General features: G+C 36.7%; 18 protein-coding genes. 12 read left to right on the top strand and 6 right to left on the bottom strand.

Features of this window, described 5'->3' with window-relative positions; genetic code table 11:
- Positions 1–122: 122 nt before the first annotated feature.
- The 3 genes from mbcS to CER22_RS18100 all read left to right on the top strand — a co-directional run bounded on the left by mbcS (position 123) and on the right by CER22_RS18100 (position 3,901).
- Entirely contained in the window at positions 123–1,709 is a 1,587-nt protein-coding gene (mbcS, locus tag CER22_RS18110; protein WP_087985410.1) for an acyl-CoA synthetase MbcS, read from the top strand.
- 103 nt (positions 1,710–1,812) lie between these two features.
- Positions 1,813–2,244: a VOC family protein gene (locus CER22_RS18105; protein WP_048544430.1), complete on the top strand. Its 432-nt coding sequence runs from the start codon at positions 1,813–1,815 to the stop codon at positions 2,242–2,244.
- An 88-nt stretch (positions 2,245–2,332) separates the two neighbouring features.
- Entirely contained in the window at positions 2,333–3,901 is a 1,569-nt protein-coding gene (locus tag CER22_RS18100) for an amidohydrolase (protein WP_088609302.1), read from the top strand.
- Between the two features lie 107 nt (positions 3,902–4,008).
- Here CER22_RS18100 and CER22_RS18095 read toward each other — a convergent pair whose 3' ends face one another.
- A complete protein-coding gene (locus tag CER22_RS18095; RefSeq protein ID WP_048544426.1) occupies positions 4,009–4,812 on the bottom strand; it encodes an NAD kinase in 804 nt (267 codons plus the stop codon).
- Between the two features lie 205 nt (positions 4,813–5,017).
- Here CER22_RS18095 and CER22_RS18090 point away from each other — a divergent pair, with 205 nt between their 5' ends.
- The 5 genes from CER22_RS18090 to ackA all read left to right on the top strand — a co-directional run bounded on the left by CER22_RS18090 (position 5,018) and on the right by ackA (position 9,377).
- Positions 5,018–5,656: a DUF2953 domain-containing protein gene (locus tag CER22_RS18090; protein WP_088064566.1), complete on the top strand. Its 639-nt coding sequence runs from the start codon at positions 5,018–5,020 to the stop codon at positions 5,654–5,656.
- Between the two features lie 12 nt (positions 5,657–5,668).
- Positions 5,669–6,064, top strand: a complete 396-nt coding sequence (ytfJ, locus tag CER22_RS18085; protein WP_000350005.1) for a GerW family sporulation protein — start codon at positions 5,669–5,671, stop codon at positions 6,062–6,064.
- 134 nt (positions 6,065–6,198) lie between these two features.
- Positions 6,199–6,699, top strand: coding sequence for a thiol peroxidase (gene tpx, locus CER22_RS18080; protein WP_088609301.1), 501 nt, complete (start codon positions 6,199–6,201; stop codon positions 6,697–6,699).
- 198 nt (positions 6,700–6,897) lie between these two features.
- On the top strand, positions 6,898–7,884 hold the full coding sequence (locus CER22_RS18075; RefSeq protein WP_141542729.1) for a class I SAM-dependent methyltransferase: 987 nt from the start codon (positions 6,898–6,900) through the stop codon (positions 7,882–7,884).
- A 299-nt stretch (positions 7,885–8,183) separates the two neighbouring features.
- A complete protein-coding gene (ackA, locus tag CER22_RS18070) occupies positions 8,184–9,377 on the top strand; it encodes an acetate kinase (RefSeq protein ID WP_000034571.1) in 1,194 nt (397 codons plus the stop codon).
- A 48-nt stretch (positions 9,378–9,425) separates the two neighbouring features.
- Here ackA and CER22_RS18065 read toward each other — a convergent pair whose 3' ends face one another.
- Both CER22_RS18065 and CER22_RS18060 read right to left on the bottom strand, forming a co-directional pair.
- Positions 9,426–9,839: an NUDIX hydrolase gene (locus CER22_RS18065; protein ID WP_088609300.1), complete on the bottom strand. Its 414-nt coding sequence runs from the start codon at positions 9,837–9,839 to the stop codon at positions 9,426–9,428.
- A 71-nt stretch (positions 9,840–9,910) separates the two neighbouring features.
- On the bottom strand, positions 9,911–10,546 hold the full coding sequence (locus CER22_RS18060; RefSeq protein ID WP_088609299.1) for a DUF1796 family putative cysteine peptidase: 636 nt from the start codon (positions 10,544–10,546) through the stop codon (positions 9,911–9,913).
- Positions 10,547–10,683: 137 nt separating this feature from the next.
- Here CER22_RS18060 and CER22_RS18055 point away from each other — a divergent pair, with 137 nt between their 5' ends.
- The gene (locus CER22_RS18055; protein WP_001256865.1) at positions 10,684–11,517 is read left to right on the top strand and encodes an EcsC family protein; all 834 of its coding nucleotides are present in this window, start codon (positions 10,684–10,686) and stop codon (positions 11,515–11,517) included.
- A gap of 32 nt (positions 11,518–11,549) precedes the next feature.
- Here the strand turns inward: CER22_RS18055 and CER22_RS18050 are convergent, their stop codons facing one another.
- A complete protein-coding gene (locus tag CER22_RS18050) occupies positions 11,550–12,212 on the bottom strand; it encodes a YitT family protein (protein ID WP_048544413.1) in 663 nt (220 codons plus the stop codon).
- 855 nt (positions 12,213–13,067) lie between these two features.
- On the opposite strand from CER22_RS18050, the gene CER22_RS18035 reads away from it, so the two are divergent.
- Positions 13,068–13,262: a hypothetical protein gene (locus tag CER22_RS18035; RefSeq protein WP_000910293.1), complete on the top strand. Its 195-nt coding sequence runs from the start codon at positions 13,068–13,070 to the stop codon at positions 13,260–13,262.
- Between the two features lie 28 nt (positions 13,263–13,290).
- Here the strand turns inward: CER22_RS18035 and CER22_RS18030 are convergent, their stop codons facing one another.
- Positions 13,291–13,608, bottom strand: coding sequence for a radical SAM protein (locus tag CER22_RS18030; RefSeq protein WP_088064564.1), 318 nt, complete (start codon positions 13,606–13,608; stop codon positions 13,291–13,293).
- A 166-nt stretch (positions 13,609–13,774) separates the two neighbouring features.
- Between CER22_RS18030 and CER22_RS18025 the strand changes: the two genes are divergently transcribed.
- The gene (locus CER22_RS18025; protein WP_000412317.1) at positions 13,775–14,980 is read left to right on the top strand and encodes an argininosuccinate synthase; all 1,206 of its coding nucleotides are present in this window, start codon (positions 13,775–13,777) and stop codon (positions 14,978–14,980) included.
- Positions 14,977–16,365, top strand: a complete 1,389-nt coding sequence (gene argH / locus CER22_RS18020; protein WP_087985402.1) for an argininosuccinate lyase — start codon at positions 14,977–14,979, stop codon at positions 16,363–16,365. Before CER22_RS18025 ends, argH begins: the two co-directional genes overlap by 4 nt.
- A gap of 76 nt (positions 16,366–16,441) precedes the next feature.
- On the opposite strand, the gene CER22_RS18015 is transcribed toward argH, so the two are convergent.
- Complete coding sequence (locus tag CER22_RS18015; protein WP_046956214.1) at positions 16,442–16,621, bottom strand: hypothetical protein; 180 nt, start codon at positions 16,619–16,621, stop codon at positions 16,442–16,444.
- Between the last annotated feature and the right edge of the window lie 83 nt (positions 16,622–16,704).

The raw sequence follows: 16,704 nt of genomic DNA, 5'->3' as shown, positions 1-16,704 counted from the left end.
TTTGCATCGGTATACATTCATTTCGACATAGACATAAAAAATTTGTCAAAAGAAGAGGGTTCAAAATTAACTGAAAATTCTTTATTATATAAGGGAGGCATAGAAATGGAGGAGGATATTGTATGAAGAGAGAGGAATTGTTGGCGCCACCGTCTTATAATTTAGTTTCTGAAATAGAGAAATATACAGGTGATAAAGATAAGCTTGCTTTAATTTGGCAAGATGATAAAGGGAATAGACGAGAAGTTACATACGCTGAGCTTATGAAAGGTGCGAATAAAATTGGAAACGCTTTTATAAAGAGTGGTCTGCAAAAAGGGGACAAGCTCCTCATTATGATGCCGCGCTTAATTGAAGCGTACATGACGTATATCGCTGCGATTAAAGCAGGATTTGTCGTAATTCCGAGTTCGGAAATGTTGCGCAAAAAGGATATAGAATATCGCATTGGGCACGGGGAAGTAAAAGCAATCGTAAGTTATGAGCCGTACATTGGGCAGTTTGATGATATAGAAGCGATGGAATCTCTTCAAAAATTCGTTCTGAGCGAGCAGTCAGTAGATGGATGGATTAATTTAAAAACAGCGTTAGAAACAGAAAGTGACATGTTAGAAATGGCGAAGACTGATAAAGAAGATATGGTCTTTTTATCTTACACGTCAGGAACGACAGGAAACCCAAAAGGTGTTGTTCATACGCATGCGTGGGCATACGCTCATTTGCGCACGAGCGCTCCAAATTGGCTCGGAATTGAAGAGGATGATGTTGTATGGGCGACGGCTAGTCCAGGTTGGCAAAAGTGGATTTGGAGCCCGTTTTTAGCAACTCTCGGATCAGGAGCGACAGGATTTGTATACAACGGTAAATTTGAACCAAAAACGTATTTAAACTTATTAGGTGATAATAAGGTGAATGTGCTTTGTTGTACGCCGACTGAGTATAGATTAATGGCAAAAGTAGAAGACTTAAGTGAGTACAATTTAGAAGCGTTACATAGCGCTGTATCCGCAGGTGAGCCATTAAATAGAGAAGTCATTGAAACGTTCCAAAAGCACTTTAATATTACAGTAAGAGACGGCTACGGGCAAACGGAAAATACATTGCTTGTTGGTGTAATGAAAGGGATGGATATTAGACCGGGATCAATGGGAAAACCAACGCCAGGCAACCACGTTGATATTGTAGATGAAGAAGGTATTCCGGTACAGGTAGGAGAAGTTGGTGATATCGCAGTTCACATTGAAACGCCAGCCCTCTTTAAACAATATTATAAAGACGATGAGCGCACAGCGATGCAATTCCGCGGTGATTATTATATTACCGGTGATAAAGCGAAGAAAGATGAAGACGGCTATTTCTGGTTTGAAGGGCGCGGTGATGATATTATTATTAGCTCTGGTTATACAATTGGGCCGTTTGAAGTAGAAGATGCGCTTGTAAAACACCCTTACGTAAGAGAGTGTGCGGTTGTCGCAAGCCCTGATGAAATTCGCGGAAGTGTCGTGAAGGCATTTATCGTATTAAGAGAGAATATAGACAAGAATGAAGAAACATTAATTCCAGTACTCCAACAACACGTCAAAGAACTCACTGCACCATATAAATACCCTCGCAAAATTGAATTTGTAGATGAACTACCGAAAACGATTTCCGGAAAAATTCGCCGTATTGAACTTAGAAAACAAGAGATGGAGATTCCGTCAAAATAATTTTGAAAACAGTGAAGGAAATAGTTGAATGAAATGCCAAACAATGATAATATAAAAACGAACACAAGTTCGATTTTTATAAACTTAAAAAAGAGGTGTCCGTATGATTTTAGGTATTAATCCGTACTTAGTTTTAGATGGTAGTGGGCAAGAGGCTGTACAGTTTTATAAAGAGGCGTTAGACGCAAAAGTAGAAATCATGCAAACTTTTGGTGACATGCCTGAAAATCCAGAATACCCGATTCCAGCTGAAGCAAAAGAGCGCGTTTTACATGCTACTTTAAAAGTTGGTAATACGGACCTTATGATTTCTGATACATTCCCAGGTCAAGGGCATGCAATCGGATCTCAAGTAACAATTGCAATTCAAATTAGTAATGCAGAAAAAGCGAAAGAAGTATTCGAAAAGTTACAAGAGGGTGGAGAAGTTATTATGCCACTTCAAGAAACGTTCTGGAGCCCAGCATACGGACAACTTAAAGATAAATTTAGCATTGAATGGCAAATCACAACGAACCCTACTGAACAAAAGTAATTTTTAGAAAAGCACCATTTTTAATCGAAATGGTGCTTTTTTTATACGCTCTAATTTCGTAGACTAAAGGGAAAAGGGGGATGAGCATATGGGAGAAATTTGGTATGGCGGCACCACTTACACGATGCGAGAAGAGAATGAAAAAGTAGAAGCTATTTATGTTGAAAAGGGCATGATTGTTGATGCTGGGAGTAAGGAAGAGCTAGAAAGTCGATATTCAGACGTGAAGTTGTATGACTTAAAAGGCAAAACGATGATCCCAGGTCTCGTTGATAGTCATATGCATCTTATTGGGCACGGGGAGAGGTTACTCCGTCTAGACTTATCAAATTGTACATCTTATAGCGAAGTGTTGACTCTTGTTCAGAAGCGAGTAGAAGAAGCGCCAAAAGGTTCTTGGGTTATTGGAGAAGGCTGGAATGAAAATAATTTTACAGATACAAAACAAGTTCATGTACGTGATTTAGATGAAATCTCTAAAGAACACCCCATTTTATTAAAGCGCGTTTGTCGCCACGTTACATGGGTGAATTCATACATATTGCAAGAAGCGAACATAACAGAGACGACGCAAGACCCGAAAGGAGGAAAAGTCGGCCGGGACCCATTGAATAATTTAACAGGGCTTTTATATGAACAAGGACAAGAACTAATAAAACATGTTCAGCCTGAAATTGATGAAGCCTACTTACAAAGAGCTCTGCAAACAGCGATTAAAGATTGCTGGCAATACGGACTCGTCGGTGGGCATACGGAAGATTTAAATTATTACGGTGGTTTTAGAAAAACGCATAATGCGTTTTCTCATGTTATAAAAGAAATGCCCTTTAAAGCGCATTTGCTCGTTCACCATGAAGTGGCACATGAGCGAAAAGAATATGAAAATGAGCATTATATTGAATTTGGAGCGATGAAAATTTTTTCTGATGGCTCTTTTGGCGGAAGAACAGCTTTATTAAGTGAACCGTATGAAGATGCGCAGGAAACAAATGGAGTTGCAATCTTCTCACGTGAAGAGCTTGCGGAGTTAGTGAAAAAAGCACGGGATTTACATATGCCAGTTGCGATTCATACAATAGGTGATTTATCGCTTGAATATGTCATTGATGCACTTGAATTATATCCACCAGCAGAAGGTTTTCGCGATCGTATTATTCATTGTCAGTTAGCTCGTGAAGAATTGATTGAGAGAATGCAACACTTGCCGGCTATTATCGATATTCAGCCCGTCTTTGTGTCATCGGACTTCCCATCAGTCATTGAAAAACTAGGCGAGCATCGTCTTCGATATGCATATGCTTGGAAGACGTTACTAGAAGCGGGATTACACTGCAACGGTGGGTCTGACGCGCCAATTGAACAAGTGAATCCGTTTTTAGGCATATATAGTGCTGTTACACGTAGAAGTTTTATTGACGGCGTATGCTATATGCCAGAGGAAAGATTAACGGTATATGAAGCTATCTCTTTATTTACAACAGGAAGTGCCTATGCAATCGGAAAAGAAGCGAAGCGAGGGAAAATCGCAAAGGGATATGAAGCGGACTTTACGATAGTAGATCGAAATATATTTGAGGTAGAGGCAGAAGAAATAAAAGAAGTACAAGCAGAAATGACGGTAATTGATGGGAAGATTGTGTATAGGAAAGACGTGTGAAAATATATCGACTTACCGATAAAAAATGACAAGAATAGTGGTCGGTAGCGAGAGAAATAAATAACCGCCGAATTATGGGATCCCATAATTCGGCGGTTATTTTAATGCTATAAAAATGTTCTCTGTACTTTTTCCCAGAAGGAATTGTTTTTTAATTTAACTGTTTTAATTTGTTTATCGCTTAAGCGTACAACAGCTTTTTCCACTTGTTTAATGCTAAGCGCTTCATTATCCATACCGATAACTGGATAATCGTTACCGTCTGGTCGTAGTTTTAAAGTTAGTGTACGCTCGTGATTTAAAATGAATGGTGAACCGAGCGTACGGTATGTGTTGTTATTTAAAGATGCTAATTCGCTTACTTGGAAGCATGGGATAAGCGGATCAACAACCGCACCATGTAATGATTTATTGTAAGCTGTACTTCCTGTTGGGGTAGAAACAACTAAACCGTCCCCTCTAAATGTTTCGAAATATAGATCATCAACGTGAACATCTACAACGAATGTTTTAATAATGCTAGAGCGTAATGAGAACTCATTTAAACAATGGAAAGATGTACCGTGATCTACATCTACCTGAATTGTTGGATATTTTCGCACTTCAATTTCATTTTTTGTAATTTCTTGAAGGGCTGTATCGACGTGATCAATATGGAAATCGCAGTAGAAAGAAGTTTCATCTTTCGTAGAAATCCCTGCGTATAAACAATCTTCTCTAAAACCAGTTTGACGAACGGCTTGTAAGAAAGTTGCATCATCTCCAACACTGACGATAGCGTTTGCATTTTTTGAATGATCTAATATGGTAAAACCATTCTCTTCTAAAATACGATAGATTGGTTTCATTTTTTCAACGAGCGTTGCTTTGTCATCACCATAAAAGAAAAATAAATTGCGACGATCTGCCATTATGTATCCCTCCACTGCAGTTAAATTTTCTGTTCTTCGTGCTACATATCATCCAAATATGTTCCCCGACGATATGTTCAAATAATATATTTCGATATAAAATGTCAAAATCCCTTTTTATTTTTAGAAAAATTTTTATATTCAATTTTAAAGGATTCTGTTTAATGATGAATAAACTTGTCGATAATGGGTACGGAGTGAAAGGATGATACGTATGAAGTGGCTCGTGATTGGAATAATAATTCTTCTCCTTTTTATTTTGCTTATACTATTGTCGAAAATAAAGCTTAAAGTGACATTTTTATATTCAGAAATGGAAAAGCAATGTTTGTTTCAAGTGAAAATATGGATGATTCGATATACGTTTGACGTATTGGAAAGAATTGAAAAACAGCAGAAAAAGACAGGAGAGAAAATCGAAAAAGCTGAAGAAGAAGGCGGAATTGATAATAAAATTATGGCACAACTTGATAGTATAGGGGAACTGATAAAAAAGCTGCAAGAAGTTCATACTATCGTTAAAGATTTTCTCAAACGAGTAAAAATCAATGGTTGGAAATGGCACACCCAAATTGGAGCAGGTGATGCAGCTAGTACTGGAATTGTCACTGGATATGCATGGGGGACAAAAGGAATGGCTGCTGGAGTTGTAGGACAATATATGCATATTGTTGACGTACCAGAATTTGAAATCACCCCTGTTTTTCAAGGGAAAGGATTTGCATCAAGATGTGAGTTAACAGCATCTTTTCGTATATTTCGTGCTATAAAAACGGGTATCAAATTACTCACGTTTATGAGAAGACAAAGATCTGGTACGAATGAAAAATCAGTTCAAGCATAGGGGGGATATAAAGTGGACCATCCAATTCAAGGTTTAATGACAACCGCAATGCAGCATTTAAAACAAATGACTGATGTAAATACAATTGTTGGTGATCCGATTAAAGCGGCAGATGGAAGTGTAATTCTTACCGTTTCAAAAGTTAGTTTCGGATTCGCTGCTGGTGGAAGTGAATTTGGTAAAGTAGAACATTCAGGCCGTCATCCATTTGGCGGGGGAAGTGGTGGAGGAGTTTCTATTAATCCTGTTGCTTTTCTTGTAATAAATGGAGAAGGTGTAAAAGTGTTGCATTTAGATAAGCAAACACACGTCATCGATAAAATAATTGAATTAGCACCACAAGCTGTTGATAAAGTGAAAGAAATGATGGATAAACGAAAAGAAGACGATCCTGAATTTCAAATTTAACGAATAAAGAAGCTAATCAATGGATTAGCTTCTTTAATTTTTTTGTAAATAAAGCGATTTTATTTGCATTATCGATAGGGACAAACTATCATTTACATTGTACATATTTTGTTTAAATAAGGGAGGATTTTCAAGTGGCAAACGTAACTTTTAAAGGTAACCCAATGACTTTAGTTGGAACAGAAGTTAAAGTTGGCGATCAAGCGCCAGAATTCCAAGTATTAGCAAATGACTTATCTCCAGTAAGTTTAGAAACATACAAAGGCGAAGTAAAATTAATTAGTGTTGTACCTTCAATCGATACAGGTGTGTGTGATGCACAAACACGTCGTTTTAACCAAGATGCAGCAAGTATTGAAAACGCGAAAGTGTTAACAATTAGCGCTGACTTACCATTCGCTCAAAAACGCTGGTGTGCAGCAAACGGTTTAGAAAATGTTGTTACACTTTCTGACCACCGCGATCTTTCATTCGGTGAAGCTTACGGCTTAGTAATGAAAGAGCTTCGTTTACTTGCTCGTGCAGTATTCGTAGTAGATAGCAACGACAAAGTAGTTTACGCAGAATACGTAAGCGAAGGTACAAGCCATCCAAACTATGAAGCGGCATTAGAAGCAGCTAAAGCGGCAAAATAATGTGAAGAAATGACCTCTTATAAAGAGGTCGTTTTTTCTCATGTATTGCTGCGTAATGGTACCAATATATGAGAAAAAACGTTATATCATATATAACTTAAAGGGGAGCTCTTTGCAGGAGGTCGCTTTTTCTTTTTGGAAAAAAACACTTTGTGGTATGATATAAGTTATGTGTAAAAGAGAGAAGGAGGAATGTACGTGAGTCAGACAGTAGAAACATTATTTTCTATTTTTGATTCTTCTGCGGTAGTTTTACGTAAAGAATTAGATGTAACATATTTAGAGGCGCTTGTAGAAACAGGTGATAACTTGTTTGAAGGAGCAATTTTACAAGAGGAATTATCCGAATCAGCAATTGAAAGGCTGAATCGTGAATATAGTACGTTTAATGAAGAAACATATAAAGGTGAAGAAATTCGTAAAGCATTTCAGTTAGCCATTTTAAAAGGAATGAAAGAAGGCGTACAAGCGAATCACGAAATGACGCCTGATGCAGTTGGAATGTTCATGAGCTACTTATTCCATAAATTTATGCAAGGGCAAAACGAAATTACTGTTTTAGATCCTGCAATTGGAACAGGTAACTTAATGACTACAGTATTTAATAGCGCCAAAGAAGGACTAGCAATGAGTGGATTTGGTGTAGAAGTGGATGAAGTGTTAATTAAACTTGCTTTAGTAAATGCGAATTTACAAAAGCATGCAATCGAATTCTTCCATCAAGATGGACTAGCGCCACTTTATATCGATCCGGTTGATGCAGTCGTTTCAGACTTACCGATTGGTTACTATCCAAATGAAATCGGTGCAAGTGAATATAAGTTAAAAGCAGATCAAGGAATGTCGTATGCCCATCACCTATTTATTGAACAAAGTGTGAAACATACGAAAGAAGGCGGGTACTTATTCTTCCTAGTACCAAACTTCATTTTTGAAAGTGATCAAGCACCAAAATTACATGCATTTATTAAAGAAACATGTTTTATTCAAGGGCTATTACAGCTACCTGTTTCCATGTTTAAAAACGAGAAAAATGCAAAAAGTATATTTGTTCTCCAAAAGAAAGGTCCTAGTGTAACAATGCCAAAACAGGCGTTATTAGTGGAGTTACCTAAATTCTCCAACATGAAGGCGATGGAGAACATTATGGATCAATTAAATACTTGGTTTGCAACCCACAAATAAGGCAAGGTATATGTAACAGGATTAGTAATTCATGTAGTACAGTTTTATAGGATATGTCATATTTTTAAATATATACTAGATTAAACTGAATTTTTTTGAAATCTGTAATATATATTTTTTCTTGGTGTTACAATTTTTTCACTTGAAATATATGTCGGACGATGTTTAAATTAAAATCGTGAGTATAAAATTCACTAATGATGAAACGTTTTCATATTTAGTGAATTTGATCAGATAAAATCGAGCGGTTTGTGGACATATCCACACAACTACCAAGAGAAAAAGGGGCGAAAGACTAGATGTCAAAAATCATCGCGATTAACGCAGGAAGCTCTTCCTTAAAATTCCAATTATTTGAAATGCCAAGTGAAACAGTATTAACAAAAGGTTTAGTAGAACGTATCGGTTTAGAAGATAGTATCTTCACTATTACTGTAGATGGCGAAAAACAAAAAGAAATTACAAATATTCCAGATCATGCAGTAGCAGTAAATATGCTTCTTAAAAAATTAACTGAAAACGGAATCGTTAAGTCTCTAGATGAGATTGGCGGTATCGGTCACCGTGTTGTTCACGGCGGCGAAAAATTTGCTGACTCTGTTTTAATTACTGATGAAGTATTAGCTGATATCGAAGAGTTAAGCGATTTAGCACCACTTCATAACCCAGCAAACCTTGTTGGTATTAAAGCATTCCAAGAAGTATTACCAAACGTACCAGCAGTAGCAGTATTCGATACAGCATTCCACCAAACAATGCCGGAATCTGCATTCTTATACAGCCTACCATATGAGTACTATGAAAAATTCGGTATCCGTAAATACGGTTTCCACGGAACTTCTCATAAATACGTAACTGAGCGTGCGGCTGAATTATTAGGTCGTCCACTTGAAAGCTTAAGCTTACTTTCTTGTCACTTAGGTAATGGTGCAAGTATCGCAGCAGTAGAAGGCGGTAAATCTATCGATACTTCTATGGGCTTCACTCCACTTGCTGGTGTAACAATGGGTACACGTTCTGGTAACATTGACCCTGCTTTAATTCCATACATCATGGAAAAAACAGGCCAAACAGTAGAAGAAGTAGTTAGCGTATTAAACAAGAAGAGTGGTATGTTAGGTCTTACTGGTTACTCTAGTGACCTACGTGACATCATTGCGAAAGAAGAAGAAGGCGACCACCGTGCGAAAGTAGCACTTGATGTATTCGTAAGCCGTATCCACAAATACATCGGTTCTTACACAGCTCGTATGAAAGGCGTTGACGCTATCATCTTTACAGCTGGTGTAGGTGAAAACAGTGCGATTATTCGTGAGCGTGTATTAGAAGGCCTTGAGTACATGGGCGTATACTTCGACGTAAAACGTAATAACGTATTTGGTGAAGAAGCATTCATCAGCTTCCCACACTCTCCAGTAAAAATTATCGTAATTCCAACTGACGAAGAAGTTATGATCGCTCGTGACGTACTACGTCTTGGAGATATTGGTTAATATACTATATGAAAAAAAGACGAGATCCTATAGGGTTTCGTCTTTTTTCTATTGGATATATTTCAAGATTCCATCTGGATATAGTGCTTTCTCTTTTTGAATGAATGCAGTGAGGGAAATCCATTTTGCATATGACAGTGTTTGTTCATCTTGTATATTCAGTATTTCCATTTCATATAGTGACATGTCTAATAAGCGTAAAGAATATAGCTGAATGATTTCATGACCAATTTCTCCATCTAGATGAAAGATATTTTCTAAGCAGCCTAAATAATTGGTGATTTCCACTTCTGTGTGAAGCTCTTCTTGAAATTCGTGAATAACGGTATGTGCTGATTTTTCACCAAGTTCAATTGAACCGCCAAGAGGTCGGTAATATGTTTCATCGCCTGTATGATATTCTTGTACGAGAAGTCTACCGTGATGTATAGCAATGCCAAAAGCTTTTGCACGTGGATACATATATAATCACTCCTTATTTCTTTTGTATAAGGATGATTATAATGTGTTTTGTAATAAAAAGTATCGTGTATTTAGGACTGCGGTCTAATCGTGAGTCCATCAAATAGGTCACTCCAAAATGCTTCATTGTACTGGTATACATCCATAATAGGGCATTTTATAACGCAAATATTTTGTAATCCCCAATCTTCTTGGGCAACATTTGGTACATCTGCAGGAAGTAGTAATAGGACAGAGAATTTATGTTTAACTATTTGAGATAAAATGTGTTCCAAAGAATGCGCTTCTTCGTATGTTCCTCCAGTTCGAATAAACAATATGGATTCTGCCGTTTCAATTGTAGTTAGAAAACGATGAATTCGATGCTCATAGTTTAACTTAACTTCTGTATAAGAAGGCCAAGAAGTTGGTGTGTTTACATCTGTTTTAAAGTCGTGGCAGGAGTCGATTTCATATAGGTTGTCACGGAGTCTTAATTTCGCACCATCATCCCAAAATGAGATGAAAGATAAGTTTTCGAACTGTAGAAAACGGTCAAATCGATTTTGTAATAATACATTCACTTTTTCTAATGAAGGGCTTAGCATAAAATCGATAACACCAAAAAAGGGTGATAATTCGAATTGGTATAACGCCCAAGCAGGCCAGCAGTTTTGTCCTAAGCTGAATACTGCATTATATTCTTTTTTTATATTGGATAGATTCATGTGATTTATCTCATCCTTTTTGCTAATATTTTATGTCACTAAAAAATGGAATGTGAATAAAGATAGACAAGCATATTTGCAAAGAATAAGCAGAAATATGTTACAATAGAAAAAAATCGAACGAGGTGGTTGTTACGATGCGATCGAAGCGAGAACAAGCCATTTTAGACAATATAAAAGAATGGGAATCGCAATTAGTTGAGCAAGAAGCGACTGATTTTCAAAAAATTTTTGATAAATGGGTACATACGACAATTGCGAAATTACCTGAGAAAAAACGAAAAGATTTCTTTACGAAAGCAGATGGATGGCTCTTTCATTTGCATGCATTGATTCAAAGTTCACAATCACAGTTAGACGCGCGTAATCGTATTTTAGGAACGTCGAGATTATTTGATGAATCAATTGAGCAACTAGAAGATTTGAAAGCATTATCTATTGATCAGTTAACATACATAGCAGAGCAGCAAACAGCGCGACATCGCCTATATTCATTCGTACAAGGCGGAGCAACGGGTGCTGGAGGTTTATTATTATTAACGGCTGATTTTCCGGTTATGATTGCATTAAATGTGAAGGCTGTCCAACTTATTGCAACATCATTTGGACATGATGTGAACAAGCCTTATGAAATGATGCTTGCGTTAAAGGTGTTTCATGCGTCATTACTACCAGGAAGGCTTCAGCAATACGCATGGTACAATTTACTGCAAGAGCTAGAGCAAGAAGATTCGTTCTTCTATGAAGGAGACGAAGCGGTATTACAACCAGCTTCTACTGAGGTTGTGTTAAAACAAATTTTGAAAACATTTTCGATTTATGCTCTTCGTCGTAAATTATTCCAAGGTATTCCGGTAATTGGAATGGCAATCGGGTCTACAGTGAACTATCGTTTAACAAGAAATGTTACTGAATTTGCAAATAGATTTTATCAAGTGCGCCACATAGTCGAGAAGGAAAAAAGAGCGTAAAAAAAGCGAGAGGCCGAAGCCTTTCGCTTTTTTTAATTTGTTGCATGCTTTTTGGACATTGGAATAGATACTGGTTGCTTTTCTGCTTTTTTCTCTGCTTTTGGATAATAAATTAAATCCAATGTTTTTGCCTGTACAGCAATTGAAAGAATAGTAAAAGCAATTTCTGTCCAATTTAAATAATATAATGAAAGCGCAAGAACAATCGCGTCAAAGACGAAGAAAATTTGCCCAATTGTAAAACGAGTTCGTTTACTTAATACAATTGTTAAAATGTCGTCTCCGCCGGTTGCACCGCCAAATCGCAATATAAAACCGAGTCCAATACCAGCTAACGCACCGCCAACTACTGCAGCTATAAATAAATTATTTGATAAATCGACCGTAAATGGAGAATAATTTTCCATAAGAGAATAAAATACTCCGAATGAAATCGAACCTAGGAATGAATAACCAACCATTTTTTTACCTAAAAATGAAGCACATAATAAAATAATTGGGATATCCATAATTACAGTTGAAATAGATGGTGAAATATCATAAAAATTTTGGATAAATAGTGCAATTCCTACAAATCCACCTTCTGTTAAGTGGTTTTGGAAGTGAATGTGATATAGCGCTGCTGCTAAAATAAATGAACCGATTAAAACCATAAAAATTTCTTTAATAATTTGTCGACTTTGGATGTTCCTCATCGTTATTCCTTCTTTCCGTAGTTAGTAGTCCTTTTTGTGTTGTAAACTAACTACGAGCTCACATGTAGCTTCAGTTAGTTTACGAAAAAAACTAACTACGCTATATGTCGCTGAAGAAATAACGAATAATCCTCTCGTCCATCAATTCTCCCTACCTTCGTTTTAGTTTAAGTCTTAAAACGACTAAACAAAACGTGGAGTAGGATTCTTCATTTAGCAATCCTGCTCTTCTTTGTTTTGTTTAGCTAGTAACAATTAAGTCCTAAACAAAACGCTACGTGTAAGAAGAGTCTTTTTTTTGCCAAATTATCCTTCGGGCAATCATAATTTCCCCACTCTCGTATTTTTTTCGCTAGACTAAAGTATCTGAGCTGAAAAATACGCTACGTGTATGATTCGTCAATACGATGCCACATGCTCCTTCGAGCGATCATGATATCAAAATCCCTTCCTTCAAGATTTATATTATTATATCATACTTTCAAAAAATGTATGCGGATGGAAACCGACAATAAGCGGAGGAAATCTACAAAAATTGTTATGTTTAAATATTTTTGTAGAAAAGCCTAAGTTATTTTGCAGAATTGGACAGTGTTTTAAAGTTTGTCCAATAAGTAAGAAAGAGATGGCGTTTATTCAGTTGTATCTTTCTGATCACCTTTATCTTTAAAAAACGCATCCCAGCTAATCACACTTAAAAAAGTTAAAGCGATAATAATGAAAGCTCGCATAAAATTGAGACCTCCTTTTGTACATAGTATATGAATAATTCGCTTCAGAATGTGTCATTTTTTTACAAGTCTTAATTGTTATGAGATTATATCAATATAGATAGATGAAAGGGAGAGAGAAGATATGCTAAAAGACATGTTCAAAAGAAAAGAATTAGTATGCGTTTCATGTCAGAAAAAGATTCAATATGAAGAAGAGCTCGTTGCTTTTGTAAAGTTGCCAAAGGAAAGAAGTATATTAGTTGGACCGTTCGATGTGTGTTTAGCGAAAACAGCACAAGAAATATATTGTAAATCGTGTTACGACAAAAAAGCATGACCCAAAGTAATTGAGGGACATGCTTTTTTCATTGGTGTGCTTTTCCCTCAGATACATTTTGAGTGAGTCGATACCAAAGCCAAAGGTCATTAATGATGGAAGCGAGATCGGCAATTTCTGAATTAAGTTTGCAAGAAATTTCGAAGTTTTCTTCGTTATTTAAATGATGCTGTTTTGCATTAATAGAGTGCTCGAGTTCTTTTATACGATCAGGAATCTTTCCTCGAACTTGTTCCCACTTTAATAAAATAGCATGCTGTATTTTTTCGGGGATATCTTCCCAATCTTCTTGTAAATACGGAATTTCAATTCCTAGATGATCATCGTATAAGAAATATTTTTCCATAAGTTCACCCCCGTTTTCCTGCTTATATTGTACATGAAAACAGAAAGAAGCTCGACGGAATTGTTTGAAAAAATTTGAAAATGACTCTTGATACATTTTGTGAAAGGTGTTAAAGTGTGTATTATTATAAAAGAAAATGAATATTTATTCTTTAGGGGGATGCAAAATGGAGAAGAAAAAAGTGGTATTAGCATATTCTGGAGGTCTTGATACTTCCGTTGCAATTAAATGGTTACAAGAGAAGAATTATGATATTATCGCGCTTTGTTTAGATTTAGGGGAAGGTAAAGACTTAGCATTCGTAAAAGAAAAGGCACTTTCAGTAGGTGCAATTAAATCATATATGATTGATGTTCAAGAGGAATTTGCAAATGAATATGCATTGATGGCGATGCAAGCGCACACGTTATACGAAGGGAAATACCCTCTCGTTTCTGCATTATCTCGTCCACTTATCGCTAAGAAATTAGTAGAAATTGCAGAACAAGAAGGGGCGACTGCAGTTGCACACGGATGTACAGGGAAAGGGAATGATCAAGTTCGTTTTGAAGTTTCTATTCAAGCGTTAAATCCTTACTTAGAAGTGATTGCGCCTGTACGTGAATGGAAATGGTCACGTGAAGAAGAAATTGCATATGCAAAAGAAAACGATGTACCCATTCCGATTAATTTAGACAGCCCGTTTTCAATCGATCAAAACTTATGGGGACGCAGTAACGAATGTGGTATTTTAGAAGATCCATGGGCAGCGCCGCCAGAAGATGCGTATGAGATGACATTGGCATTAGAAGATACACCGAATAAACCAGAGTTTGTAGAAATCGGCTTTGAAGCAGGTGTACCGACTACTTTAAATGGCACTGCATATTCACTTTCAGAATTAATTAAAACGTTAAATGCGCTTGCTGGAAAACATGGCGTTGGACGTATCGATCACGTAGAAAATCGCCTCGTTGGTATTAAATCGCGTGAAGTATACGAATGTCCAGCGGCAATGACGTTAATCACAGCACATAAAGAGCTGGAAGATTTAACGCACGTAAAAGAAGTAGCACATTTTAAACCGGTGATTGAGCAGAAAATAACAGAACTTATTTATAACGGTTTATGGTTCTCTCCTTTAAAACAAGCGCTTCATGCTTTCTTACAAGAAACGCAAAAAAATGTAACAGGTACAGTGCGTGTGAAATTATTTAAAGGCCATGCGATTGTAGAAGGACGTAAATCTGAGTACTCTTTATATGACGAAAAATTAGCAACATATACTGCTCAGGACGAATTTAATCATGATGCAGCAGTTGGATTCATTTCATTATTCGGTTTACCGACGAAAGTATACAGCCAAGTGAATCAAAAGAAGGTGGAAGCGTGAGCAAACTTTGGGGCGGACGTTTTACAGAAGAAGCGGAAGCGTGGGTTGAAGAGTTTGGAGCATCCATCTCCTTCGATCAACAATTAGTAAATCAAGATATAAAGGGAAGTATTGCGCACGTAACGATGCTAGCAAAGCAAGGTATCGTTACGAAAGAAGAAGCAGAGAAAATAAAGATAGGGCTTCAGTATTTATTAAAAGAAGCAAAAGAGAATAAGCTTCAATTCTCAGTAGAAGCAGAAGATATTCATTTAAACATTGAAAAAATGTTAATTGAACAAATCGGTGAAGTAGGAGGGAAACTTCATACAGGACGAAGCCGTAATGATCAAGTAGCGACTGATATGCATTTATATTTGAAAGAAAAAGTAGAACATATTATAAAAGCTACAAAACAATTGCAAACTGTTCTTGTTCATCAAGCAGAAAATAATATTGAAACCATTATGCCTGGTTATACGCATTTGCAGCGTGCGCAGCCAATTTCATTTGCTCATCATATTCTCGCTTACTTTTGGATGTTAGAGCGTGATGTGAATCGTTATGAAGATTCATTAAAGCGCATTAACATTTCACCATTAGGAGCAGGAGCGTTAGCTGGGACAACATTCCCGATTGACCGAGAATATAGTGCGGAGCTTCTTGGATTTAATGGACTCTATGAAAATAGTTTAGATGCAGTAAGCGATCGTGATTTCATACTGGAGTTCCTAAGTAACTCATCTATGCTCATGATGCACTTATCACGCTTCTGCGAAGAACTTATTTTATGGAGTAGCCAAGAGTTTCAATTTATTGAAATGAGCGATCAATACGCAACGGGAAGCAGCATTATGCCACAAAAGAAAAATCCGGATATGGCGGAACTTATTCGTGGTAAAACAGGCAGAGTATATGGTAATTTATTTAGTTTACTTACAGTCATGAAAGGATTACCGCTCGCTTACAATAAAGACTTGCAAGAAGATAAAGAAGGAATGTTTGATACAGTAAAAACAGTAGAAGGCTGCCTTCATATTATGGCAGGCATGCTAGAGACGATGACTGTAAACAAAGAAAAAATGGGGCAAGCTGTGACGCAAGATTTCTCTAACGCAACAGAAATTGCTGACTACTTGGCCAGCAAAGGACTCCCATTCCGTCAAGCTCATGAAATTGTTGGGAAGCTAGTGCTACACTGCACACAAAAAGGAATTTATTTAGTAGATGTACCACTTGCAACATATAAAGAAATGAGCTCATTATTTGAAGAAGATTTGTATGAAGTTCTTTCACCATATGCAGCTGTAAAGCGTCGTAACAGTGCTGGCGGGACAGGATTTGAGCAAATTGAGAAAGCTTTGGAGAAGGCGAAGGGATTAGTTGGAGAGTTTGTTGGAAGTTGATTGATTTATAGGGCAGAAGGTACGCGAATCTTAGTAGAGAGAAGCGTACCTTTTTTGTGATTTTTATTGCTTAAAGTTAATCATACTTATGTCGATCTTCCGTAATTCGAATATACTCAATATCCATCAAATCTCTAAGTAATGCACCATTACTTAGTTCCACACCATGTTTTTCTTTAAAATGTGTACGGATTGTATCTAACATTTCAAGCTCTTTCCCGTTCACATCTAAAATAATACGTTCAGAATCATTCATATAGCATCCTCCTTTTTTAACATATATATTTTGTCCGTCTATTTCTAAAAAATGTATGTTAACCTAAAGTTAGGAAATAAGAA

This window comes from Bacillus sp. K2I17, from assembly GCF_002209985.1.
GTDB lineage: Bacteria > Bacillota > Bacilli > Bacillales > Bacillaceae_G > Bacillus_A > Bacillus_A wiedmannii.
The sequence above is the reverse complement of the archived record's forward strand: the minus strand, read 5'-3'. Positions and strand labels throughout refer to the sequence as shown.

Excerpts from the sequence above, each read along its gene's own strand:
- mbcS (WP_087985410.1), top strand. The coding sequence starts at position 123 with ATGAAGAGAGAGGAATTGTTGGCGCCACCGTCTTATAATTTAGTTTCT.
- CER22_RS18105 (WP_048544430.1), top strand. The coding sequence starts at position 1,813 with ATGATTTTAGGTATTAATCCGTACTTAGTTTTAGATGGTAGTGGGCAA.
- CER22_RS18100 (WP_088609302.1), top strand. The coding sequence starts at position 2,333 with ATGGGAGAAATTTGGTATGGCGGCACCACTTACACGATGCGAGAAGAG.
- CER22_RS18095 (WP_048544426.1), bottom strand. The coding sequence starts at position 4,812 with ATGGCAGATCGTCGCAATTTATTTTTCTTTTATGGTGATGACAAAGCA.
- CER22_RS18090 (WP_088064566.1), top strand. The coding sequence starts at position 5,018 with ATGATACGTATGAAGTGGCTCGTGATTGGAATAATAATTCTTCTCCTT.
- ackA (WP_000034571.1), top strand. The coding sequence starts at position 8,184 with ATGTCAAAAATCATCGCGATTAACGCAGGAAGCTCTTCCTTAAAATTC.
- CER22_RS18065 (WP_088609300.1), bottom strand. The coding sequence starts at position 9,839 with ATGTATCCACGTGCAAAAGCTTTTGGCATTGCTATACATCACGGTAGA.
- CER22_RS18060 (WP_088609299.1), bottom strand. The coding sequence starts at position 10,546 with ATGAATCTATCCAATATAAAAAAAGAATATAATGCAGTATTCAGCTTA.
- CER22_RS18055 (WP_001256865.1), top strand. The coding sequence starts at position 10,684 with ATGCGATCGAAGCGAGAACAAGCCATTTTAGACAATATAAAAGAATGG.
- CER22_RS18050 (WP_048544413.1), bottom strand. The coding sequence starts at position 12,212 with ATGAGGAACATCCAAAGTCGACAAATTATTAAAGAAATTTTTATGGTT.
- CER22_RS18035 (WP_000910293.1), top strand. The coding sequence starts at position 13,068 with ATGCTAAAAGACATGTTCAAAAGAAAAGAATTAGTATGCGTTTCATGT.
- CER22_RS18030 (WP_088064564.1), bottom strand. The coding sequence starts at position 13,608 with ATGGAAAAATATTTCTTATACGATGATCATCTAGGAATTGAAATTCCG.
- CER22_RS18025 (WP_000412317.1), top strand. The coding sequence starts at position 13,775 with ATGGAGAAGAAAAAAGTGGTATTAGCATATTCTGGAGGTCTTGATACT.
- CER22_RS18015 (WP_046956214.1), bottom strand. The coding sequence starts at position 16,621 with ATGAATGATTCTGAACGTATTATTTTAGATGTGAACGGGAAAGAGCTT.